The organism is Ochrobactrum sp. SFR4 (assembly GCF_019730395.1).
GTDB lineage: Bacteria > Pseudomonadota > Alphaproteobacteria > Rhizobiales > Rhizobiaceae > Pseudochrobactrum.
Window position 1 is genome coordinate 1 of sequence record NZ_JAAPBB010000086.1, and the last position, 635, is coordinate 635.

The window sequence follows — 635 nt, forward strand, 5'->3', positions numbered from 1 at the left end:
TCCCGCTGACCACGCGCGATGCGGTGGCGCGCATGCCCGGCGTGGCCGAGGTCGGTGCGATCAACTTTCAGAACATCGAAGCTTCCCATGCCGGCGCGTCGCTCCGGCTCTACGTCATCGGCTATGAGCCGGGACATCCCGGCGGGCCGCAGCGCATCGCCGAAGGGCGCAGCATCGGCACAAGCCATTTCGAACTGGTGGCAGACCGCAAGACCGGTCTTCTGACCGGTGAGACGATCCGTCTCGGGCGCAACCGCTTCATCGTGGTCGGGCTGGTCGAAGGGGCAATGAACGCGGGCGGCGATCCAGCGGTCTATATCACGCTGCCCGACGCGATGGCATTGCAGACCGAGCTTGACCCCGCAGCCCAGCGCGTTCAGGCGGCGCGAGGCGCCGTTTCGGTCAAGTCCGCTTCGGTCGCGGCCGTGATTGCAAGGGTAGCGCCGGGCGCGGATGTCGAATTGCTGACCGCGACCGTGCGGCAGTGGAAACATCTGGCAGCCCTGACGCAAGCAGAGCAGGAAGACATTCTGGTCTCGTCAGTGGTGGATCTGGCGCGGCGACAGATCGGTCTGTTTCTCGGCATCCTGCTCAGCGTTTCAGCGGTAGTGATCGCGCTCATCATCTACACGATG

1 protein-coding gene is annotated in these 635 nt (G+C 64.9%); it reads left to right on the plus strand.

The genetic code is table 11. The annotated features are described in order from the left end of the window. A partial coding sequence (locus HBA93_RS17965; RefSeq protein ID WP_353619395.1) for an ABC transporter permease occupies positions 1-635 on the plus strand: 635 nt, incomplete at both ends.